Here is an 8,036-nt window from a genome sequence, read left to right on the forward strand (position 1 = left end):
TACGGCATCCTCGTGATGGCGATCATCGCGGTGTTCCTGGCCGGGTTGATGGTCGGGCGCACCCCCGAATACCTGGGCAAGAAACTGGGGCGGCGTGAGGTCACCTTCGCCGCGCTCGCGATGCTGACCATGCCGGTGCTGGTACTGGTGGGGACCGGGCTCGCGCTGGCCCTGCCCTCGGTCACCGGCGGGGCGTTCGGCAACTCCGGCGCGCACGGACTGTCCGAAGTGCTCTACGCCTACACCTCGGCCTCGAACAACAACGGAAGCGCCTTCGGCGGGCTGACCGTCACCAGCGACTTCTACCAGTCCACTTTGGGCGCGGCGATGCTGCTGGGCCGGTTCGTCCCCATCCTGGCCACGCTCGGCCTCGCCGGTGCGCTGGTGCGGCAGAAGAAGATCCCGGTCACCGCGGGCACTCTGCCCACCACCGGCCCGCTGTTCGCGTCGATGCTCGGCGGCACGGTCGTCCTGGTCGCCGCGCTCACCTTCGTCCCGGCTCTGGCCCTTGGCCCCATCGCGGAGGCGCTGGCATGACCACCACCCAGGAACAGGATCGCCTCGACCGGACCGACGGCGAGCAGCGGGAAAGACACGCCTCGAACACCGGCAGGGTCGCCGCCGGGGTCTTCAGCCCCCGGCAACTGCTGGTCTCGCTGCCGGACGCGCTGCGCAAGCTGCACCCGCGGCACCAGTTGCGCAACCCGGTCATGTTCGTGGTGTGGGCGGGGTCGCTGCTGACCACGGTGTTCGCCATCACCGGCCCGAGCGTGTTCTCCATCGCGGTGGCGGCCTGGCTGTGGTTCACCGTGCTGTTCGCGAACCTCGCCGAAGCCGTGGCCGAAGGCCGCGGCAAGGCCCAGGCGGAGACGTTGCGCCGTACCAGGACCGAAACCGTCGCGCGGCGCCTGCGCCGGGACGGCACCGAGGAGCGGGTGTCCGGAGCGGACCTGCGTGTCGGGGACCGTGTCGTGGTCGAGGCGGGGGAGGTGATCCCGGGCGACGGCGACGTGGCCGAGGGCATCGCCACCGTGGACGAATCGGCCATCACCGGCGAATCCGCGCCGGTGATCCGCGAATCCGGCGGGGACCGTTCCGCGGTGACCGGGGGGACCACGGTGTTGTCGGACCGGATCGTGGTCCGCATCGGCACCAGGCCGGGAGAGTCCTTTGTGGACCGGATGATCGCGCTCGTGGAGGGCGCCGACCGGCAGAAGACGCCCAACGAGATCGCGTTGAACATCCTGCTCGCGGTGCTGACCGTCATCTTCCTGTTCGCGGTGGTGGCCCTGCAGCCGATGGCGGGCTATTCGGGTGCCACGCAGTCGGTGATCGTGCTGACCGCGCTGCTGGTCTGCCTGATCCCGACCACCATCGGGGCGCTGCTGTCGGCGATCGGCATCGCCGGGATGGACCGGCTGGTGCAGCGCAACGTGCTGGCCATGTCGGGCCGGGCGGTGGAAGCGGCCGGTGACGTGGACACCCTGCTGCTGGACAAGACGGGCACCATCACCTACGGAAACCGCCAGGCCACCCGGCTGCACCCGGTCGCACCCTCGACCCTGGGGGAGCTGGCCGCGGCCGCGCGCCTGTCCAGCCTCGCCGACGGCACCCCGGAAGGGCGCAGCATCGTCGAGCTCTGCACCCGGGAGCACGGGCCGGACGGCGGGAGCGGTGCGCACGAAAGGGGCGCGGAGTTCGTGCCCTTCACCGCGCAGACCCGGATGAGCGGGGTCGATCTCGACGGCCGCCGGATCCGCAAGGGGGCGGCCGGTGCGGTCCGGGACTGGGTCACCGGGCTGGGCGGTACGGTCCCGCCCGAAACCGACCGTGTCGCCGACGAGATCGGGCAGCGGGGCGGCACTCCGCTGGTGGTCGCCGAGGTCTCCGGCGGTGTCGCGGTCGTGCACGGCGTGATCGAGCTGTCCGACGTGGTGAAGAAGGGCATGCGGGAGCGGTTCGCCGAACTCCGCGCGATGGGCATCCGCACGGTGATGATCACCGGAGACAACCCGTTGACCGCCAAGGCCATCGCGGCCGAGGCCGGGGTGGACGACTTCTTGGCCGAAGCCAAGCCCGAAGACAAGATGGCGCTGATCCGGGCCGAGCAGGAGGGCGGCAAGCTGGTCGCGATGACCGGGGACGGCACCAACGACGCCCCCGCGCTCGCCCAGGCCGACGTCGGGGTCGCGATGAACACCGGCACGATGGCGGCCAAGGAGGCGGGCAACATGGTCGACCTCGACTCCGATCCCACCAAGCTGATCGAGATCGTCGAGATCGGCAAGCAGCTGCTGATCACCCGCGGTGCGCTGACCACCTTCTCCATCGCCAACGACCTCGCGAAGTACTTCGCGATCCTGCCGGCGATGTTCGTGGCCATCTACCCGCAGCTGGATGCGCTCAACATCATGCGCCTGCACTCGCCGCAGTCGGCGATCCTGTCCGCGGTGATCTTCAACGCCCTGGTCATCGTCGCGCTGATCCCGCTCGCCCTGCGCGGCGTGCGGTACCGGCCCACCGGCGCCCGCGGCCTGTTGCGCCGGAACCTGCTGGTCTACGGTCTCGGCGGCGTCGTGGTGCCCTTCGCCGGGATCTGGCTCATCGACCTCGTCGTCCGTCTCGTCCCAGGAATCGGGTGACCGCCATGAAGTGGTTCTCCGCCGCACTGCGGCAGGCCGGGGCCGGACTGCGCCTCCTGCTGGCGCTGACCGTGCTCACCGGTGTCGTCTACCCGCTGGCCGTCTGGGGGGTGTCCCGGCTGCCCGGGCTGCACGACAGGGCCGAAGGCTCGATCGTGTCCGTGGACGGACAGGCCGTCGGATCACGGGAGATCGGGGTCGACCTCACCGCCTCCGACCCCGCTCACGACCCGTGGTTCCACACCCGTCCCTCGGCGCTGGCCGCCGATCCGCTCGGGCCCGGCGACCCGTCCACCTCGGGCGGGTCCAACCTGGCCGCGGACAACCCGAAGCTGGCCGAACTGGTGCGGGAGCGGAAGACCGCGATCGCGGCCAGGGAAGGGGTTTCGCCGGACCGGGTGCCCGCGGACGCGGTGACGGCCTCGGCCTCCGGCCTTGACCCGGACATCAGCCCCGCCTACGCCTACCTTCAGGTGCCGCGGGTGGCCAGGGTCAACGGCCTGACCGAGCAGCAGGTCCGCCGGATCGTCGACGAGCGGGTGCGCGGCCGTGCGCTGGGCGTGCTCGGCGAACCCGCGGTCGGCGTGCTCGACCTGAACCTGGCGGTCCACCGGCTCACCCACCCGTGACCAGTGCCGGTGGTGCGGGCGCCCCGCACCACCGGCGTCGCGTTGTTCGTTTCGGGTGCCACTGGCGCGGTCACGGGTTGCGGTCGTCGGTGGACGGTTCGTAGAGGCGGTTGGCGCTCTCGCCGAGGAATTCCCGGCGCGAGGCGAGGTCGGCGAGCATCTCGTCGATCAGGTCGACCGCCTCTCCGGGATGTCCGGCCTGCCACCGGGCAAGCACCTCGAGGGCCACGTCCTTCAGCCCGTCCGGCCACTGCAGCCACGACAGGTCCGCCAGCGGCGTGCTCGCCGCGTCATCCTGGCGATCCATGGCGACCTCCTCGTCGTGCCTGCCGACCCACGGAGTTCCCCGCCATCCGGTGGATTACTCGGGCGGCCCCGGCTCGGTAGGTTGCGGGCATGGCCGACGAAACGTCCACGGCGCACCGTTATGCCCGGTTCGCCCGGTTCGAGGCTGCGGGCGGTTCGCCGTTGTACCAGCGGCTGGCCGAGGGGGTGGCGGCGGATCCGGAGCTGATCGCGCTGCTGGACACCCTGCCCCCGCCGAAACGGCAGCCCAACCTGCTGCTGGCGGCGGTCCGGTCGCGGCACGGGGTCGCCCGGGACTACGCGCAGTTCCGGGAATGGGTGCTCGACGACCCGGAGCGGGTGCTCGCGGTGGTCCGGACCAGGGCGACGCAGACCAACGAGGCGGCGCGGGTCGCGGCGATACTGCCCGTCCTCGCGGCCATCGAAGGCCCGATCGCGCTGGTCGAGGCCGGGGCTTCGGCCGGCCTTTGCCTTTACCCCGACCGGTTCCGGTACGACTTCGGCGGCCACGAGATCGGGCCGGAGGACAGTCCGGTGCGGTTGCGGTGCCAGGTCGAGGGACCGGTTCCGCTGCCGGTGCGGCTGCCGGAGGTCGTCTGGCGGGCCGGTCTGGACACCAACCCGCTGGACGTGCGGCGCGAAGAGGACCTGAACTGGCTGAGGGCGCTGGTGTGGCCGGAGCAGCGTGATCGCCGGGAGCGCTTGGAAGCGGTGGCGCGGATCGCGCGGGAGGAGCCGCCGTTGCTGGTGGCCGGGGATCTGCGCGAAGACCTCGGCGGGTTGCTGGCCCAGGCCCCGCCCGCGGCCACACTCGTGCTGTTCCACACCTCGGTGCTGTGCTATCTGTCCCCGGGGGACCGGGATCGCTTCTCTCGCGCGGCACGGGGACTGGACGGGGTGTGGATCTCGCAGGAGGGCAGCGGGGTGTTCCCGGAGATCGATGAGAAGCTGCCGGTGGAGCCGCCCGCGGGCCGGGCGTTGTCCGTGCTCGCGGTCTCGGGTGAGCCGGTGGCCTTCAGCGAGCTGCACGGCGGTTGGGTGCGCTGGCTGGGGTGAACGCTCATGCTCCCCGCTGTGGCACGCTGTCGTGCCATGATCACCGCTGAGTCCGGGGAGCCCCCGGAGGTCCGGGCGGCCGCGGCGGAACGGCTGACGTTCTTCGCCGACGCCGTCATCGCCATCGCCGTGACGCTGCTGGCGCTGGAACTGCCCGTCCCGTCCGGCGTCACCAACGCCGACCTGCTGCACTCCGCCTACGAGCATCGCCAGGAGTACCTGGCCTTCGTCATCAGCTTCCTGGTGATCAGCGTGCAGTGGCGCAGTCACCACCAGACCTTCCGGCACGTCGCGGTCGTCAGCCCCCGGCTGACCGGGCTGACCCTGGGCTGGCTGTTCCTGCAGGTGATCACGCCCTTCGCGACCAAGGTCATCACCGGCGACGGGGGTTTCCAGTTCCGCTTCGGTTTCTACGCACTGGTGGAGGCGGCGGCGTTTGTGATGTTCGTGCTGATGGTGCGGGAGATTCGCCGGTCCCGGCTCTATCGCGAAGGCACCCCGCCGGAGGCACTTTCCCGTCCGGCCAGGGGCGCGGGCATGATGGCGGTCGCGTTCGGGATCTCGATCCCGTTGTCGTTCGTCACCGGATGGGCCTATGTGGCCTGGATCGTGCCCCGTGCGCTGGCCTCGATCCTTTTCCGCAGGCGGAAGAACCGGTCACCGGAAACCGGATCCACGGCGGCGGACGGGTGAATCCTGTCCACAAAGGACATCCCAGTCCATCGCTGCCCCCGGACTCCGCTTCGTGTCCCGGGAAACACCGTGCGCGGTTTCCGTCGTGAGGTTGCCCATAAAAGGAAACGATTCGGTCACGCCCGGCGCAGAATATGCCGGAGCGGCCCGGTGAAGAGGGCCGGAAAGGGAGTTGATGATGAGCGACGGGTTGAAGTCCCCGGCACCCGACGCCAAGGCGATGCGTGATCGGGTCGAGGCCGTCCTGTGGCGCTGGCTGGCCGGCGACAAGCTGACCGATCATGAACAGTTGATCGTCGACATGCGCCTCCACCGCGGCGGCTGCGCCACCTGCCGCTAGAGATTTGTGCGGCGGGACAAGCGGCGTCGGCCGCCCCGCCGCGCCGCGCAGCGTGGTCGCGAGTTTCCCTTGTGGATCAGGCAAGATCAGTGCGAGGGCAGCAGGCCGGTGGGCCGGGAGGTGGACCACTCCAGCAGCAGGAGCGTGGCGTCGTCCTGCAACCGCCCGCGCTGGTGGTCGAGCACGGCGTGGATGATGCGGCGGACCGTCTCGGGCGCGGTGAGCCCGGCGGCCTCGTGCCGCTCGGTGAGGTCGACGAGGCGGTCGAGGCCGAAGAACCGCCGGTCCGGACTGCGGGCTTCGGTGATCCCGTCGCTGTAGAGCAGTAGCCGGTCGCCGGGCTCCAGGTGCATGGTGCCCAGGCCGGTGGCCGCGGACCGGGGGAACACCCCCAGTGGCGGCCGCGGCGCGGGGTGGATGACCTTGACCGAGCTCCCCGCGCGGAGCAGCACCGGCGGCGGGTGCCCGGCCAGCAGGTACCGCAGGGTGCCGGAGGCCAGGTCGAGGGTGGCCAGCACCGCCGTGGTGAACCCCTTGAGCGGGGCATGCCCGGCCAGCGCCGCGTCCGCCGCGGCGGTGATGGCCTCCAGCCCGGCACCGCCGCGCCGGGCATTGCGGGTGGCGGCGAGCGCGGTGGTGGTGAGCAGCCCCGCGTGCAGGTCGTGGCCGGTCGAATCGAACACCGCGAGGTAGGCGAGGTGGTCGTCCACCGCGTAGTCGTAGCCGTCCCCGCCCACCTGGTCGTAGGGCTCCATGACCACCGAGATCACCAGGCCGGGATGGGCGAAGGTCCTGGGCGGCAGCAACTGCCAGAGCAGTTCGCTGGACACGCTGTAGGGCGCCGTCCGGCGCACCCGGTGGAACAGGTCGCCGGAGGCGAGCTTGCCCGCGACCAGGTGCCCGGTCAGCATGCCCAGGATCCGGCACCGCGCCCGCAGGTCCGGCTCCTCCGGATCGGCCCCCGCGGGCAGGCGGAACCGGGCGGCGCCGAGGCGCTCCGTCCCGTCGATCACCGGCACCCACAGCACCGCGCCGCCGTGCTCCTGGGGAGAGGCGACGAGCTGGGAGAACCGGAACGCCCGTCCGGCCAGGCTGCCGTCCACGTCGAGGTCCTCGCCACCGGTCACCGGGCGCAGCACGTGCTGCTGGATGTCGGCCAGGTAGAGGGTGACGTCCAGGCCGACGCGGGAGCACGCGGAAGCGAGGACCCCCACCAGTTCACCCGCCGTCGCCAGGTTCGCCTCCTCGATGATTTCGGCGAACACCTCGTACCACGCGTCCTCGGCCATGGATCTCACGGTAGGGACCCGGGCCCCTCCGGCGCCCGTTGATCACGGCACCGCCCCGGGCCGCGGCCGCTCAGCAACCCGGACGGGCATCGGCGAGTGCCTGCCGGGCGGCGGCGCGGGCGGCGTTGAAGCCCAGCCAGCCGTCGGTGCCGGGGTCGAGCCGCCCGCTCATCTGCCACAGCACACGGCAGCGCAGTGGCTCGGGGAGCCCACCGAGCGCGGGGACGACGTCCTCGGACAGCCCGGACAGGTAGCTCAGGTCGACGAGCCCGGTCTGCCGCGAGCGCGCGACGTTCTCCTTCGCGATGATGCCTTCCGGGTCGGCCAGCGCGAGGCCGAGCACCGCGGCGAGGCAGGTGGCGGGGATCGCGCGAGGCAGCCAGTCCCACTTCATCCGCACCCCGGCCGCGATCACCAGCGATACACCACGCCCAGCCACAGCTCGGCGGTCTCGACACCCAGCCGCAGCACGGTGAAGCCGTACGCCCGCTGGTAGGACCACATCCTCGTCAGCGCCGACGCGACGATGACCAGCGTGAGCACGGACAGCGAACCGAGCAGGACGCGCATCCAGAGGCGGCAGGCCCGCACGGTGCGGTCCGCCTCCACCACGACCACCGCGATGACCAGCAGGGTCAGCGCGGTCACCATCAGCAGCTGCCAGAAGCCGCTGCGCGCGTACTGGGCGTAGGTCAGATCGGCGGTGCGGAGCACGGCGTCGGCCCCGCCGAACAGCACGGTGAGCTGGTTGACCACGAACGCGGCGAACAACAGCACGAGCAGGGCGAGCGGCACCGCCCATTCCAGCAAGCGAAGCCTGGGTTTCTTCTTCGCGACGGGGGGTGCGGGGGGAGGGGCGAGAAGCAGGTGTGCGGCCGCCGCCGTGCCGGTGCCGGCCACGGCGAACAGGAACAGCCAGCCGAACACCGACGGACCGTCGACGGTGGGCACCGCCTGAGACAGCAGGCCGGCGAAGGTCGGATCGGCGTCCGCGAACAGCGCCCCGAACAGCGCGACCAGCACCAGCCCGGCCACCACGGAGAGGAACAGCCGCGCGGGCACACCCCCGGCCCGCCCGCGC

At 71.4% G+C, this 8,036-nt stretch carries 8 protein-coding genes and 1 pseudogene; 6 read left to right on the forward strand and 3 right to left on the reverse strand.

The genetic code is table 11. From position 1 onward, the window contains the following. The 3 genes from FNH05_RS26185 to kdpC form a co-directional block, all read left to right on the forward strand. Positions 1–537 (forward strand): potassium-transporting ATPase subunit KdpA (locus FNH05_RS26185; protein ID WP_144591379.1); only part of this gene is annotated, 537 nt, incomplete at its 5' end. Beyond that, positions 534–2,642, forward strand: a complete 2,109-nt coding sequence (gene kdpB / locus FNH05_RS26190) for a potassium-transporting ATPase subunit KdpB (RefSeq protein ID WP_144591380.1) — start codon at positions 534–536, stop codon at positions 2,640–2,642. The genes FNH05_RS26185 and kdpB, both read left to right, overlap by 4 nt. A 5-nt stretch (positions 2,643–2,647) precedes the next feature. After that, positions 2,648–3,271, forward strand: a complete 624-nt coding sequence (kdpC, locus tag FNH05_RS26195; RefSeq protein WP_144591385.1) for a K(+)-transporting ATPase subunit C — start codon at positions 2,648–2,650, stop codon at positions 3,269–3,271. A 70-nt stretch (positions 3,272–3,341) separates the two neighbouring features. On the opposite strand, the gene FNH05_RS26200 is transcribed toward kdpC, so the two are convergent. Continuing rightward, positions 3,342–3,578: a hypothetical protein gene (locus FNH05_RS26200; RefSeq protein ID WP_144591381.1), complete on the reverse strand. Its 237-nt coding sequence runs from the start codon at positions 3,576–3,578 to the stop codon at positions 3,342–3,344. An 89-nt stretch (positions 3,579–3,667) separates the two neighbouring features. Here FNH05_RS26200 and FNH05_RS26205 point away from each other — a divergent pair, with 89 nt between their 5' ends. The 3 genes from FNH05_RS26205 to FNH05_RS38285 all read left to right on the forward strand — a co-directional run bounded on the left by FNH05_RS26205 (position 3,668) and on the right by FNH05_RS38285 (position 5,666). Further along, positions 3,668–4,633: a DUF2332 domain-containing protein gene (locus FNH05_RS26205; protein WP_144591382.1), complete on the forward strand. Its 966-nt coding sequence runs from the start codon at positions 3,668–3,670 to the stop codon at positions 4,631–4,633. A gap of 36 nt (positions 4,634–4,669) precedes the next feature. After that, on the forward strand, positions 4,670–5,326 hold the full coding sequence (locus tag FNH05_RS26210) for a TMEM175 family protein (protein WP_144591383.1): 657 nt from the start codon (positions 4,670–4,672) through the stop codon (positions 5,324–5,326). A gap of 178 nt (positions 5,327–5,504) precedes the next feature. Further along, positions 5,505–5,666, forward strand: a complete 162-nt coding sequence (locus FNH05_RS38285; protein ID WP_186382744.1) for a hypothetical protein — start codon at positions 5,505–5,507, stop codon at positions 5,664–5,666. A gap of 86 nt (positions 5,667–5,752) precedes the next feature. On the opposite strand, the gene FNH05_RS26215 is transcribed toward FNH05_RS38285, so the two are convergent. Further along, entirely contained in the window at positions 5,753–6,955 is a 1,203-nt protein-coding gene (locus FNH05_RS26215) for a PP2C family protein-serine/threonine phosphatase (RefSeq protein WP_144591384.1), read from the reverse strand. 70 nt (positions 6,956–7,025) lie between these two features. Beyond that, positions 7,026–8,017: pseudogene (locus FNH05_RS40170) on the reverse strand (DUF4153 domain-containing protein). Between the last annotated feature and the right edge of the window lie 19 nt (positions 8,018–8,036).

The sequence above is a fragment of the Amycolatopsis rhizosphaerae genome, assembly GCF_007713715.1.
Taxonomy (GTDB): Bacteria; Actinomycetota; Actinomycetes; order Mycobacteriales; family Pseudonocardiaceae; genus Amycolatopsis_E; species Amycolatopsis_E rhizosphaerae.

What these genes read in the sequence shown, in the direction of transcription:
- kdpB (WP_144591380.1), top strand. Translation starts at nt 534, where the DNA reads ATGACCACCACCCAGGAACAGGATCGCCTCGACCGGACCGACGGCGAG.
- FNH05_RS26200 (WP_144591381.1), bottom strand. Translation starts at nt 3,578, where the DNA reads ATGGATCGCCAGGATGACGCGGCGAGCACGCCGCTGGCGGACCTGTCG.
- FNH05_RS26205 (WP_144591382.1), top strand. Translation starts at nt 3,668, where the DNA reads ATGGCCGACGAAACGTCCACGGCGCACCGTTATGCCCGGTTCGCCCGG.
- kdpC (WP_144591385.1), top strand. Translation starts at nt 2,648, where the DNA reads ATGAAGTGGTTCTCCGCCGCACTGCGGCAGGCCGGGGCCGGACTGCGC.
- FNH05_RS26215 (WP_144591384.1), bottom strand. Translation starts at nt 6,955, where the DNA reads ATGGCCGAGGACGCGTGGTACGAGGTGTTCGCCGAAATCATCGAGGAG.
- FNH05_RS38285 (WP_186382744.1), top strand. Translation starts at nt 5,505, where the DNA reads ATGAGCGACGGGTTGAAGTCCCCGGCACCCGACGCCAAGGCGATGCGT.
- FNH05_RS26210 (WP_144591383.1), top strand. Translation starts at nt 4,670, where the DNA reads ATGATCACCGCTGAGTCCGGGGAGCCCCCGGAGGTCCGGGCGGCCGCG.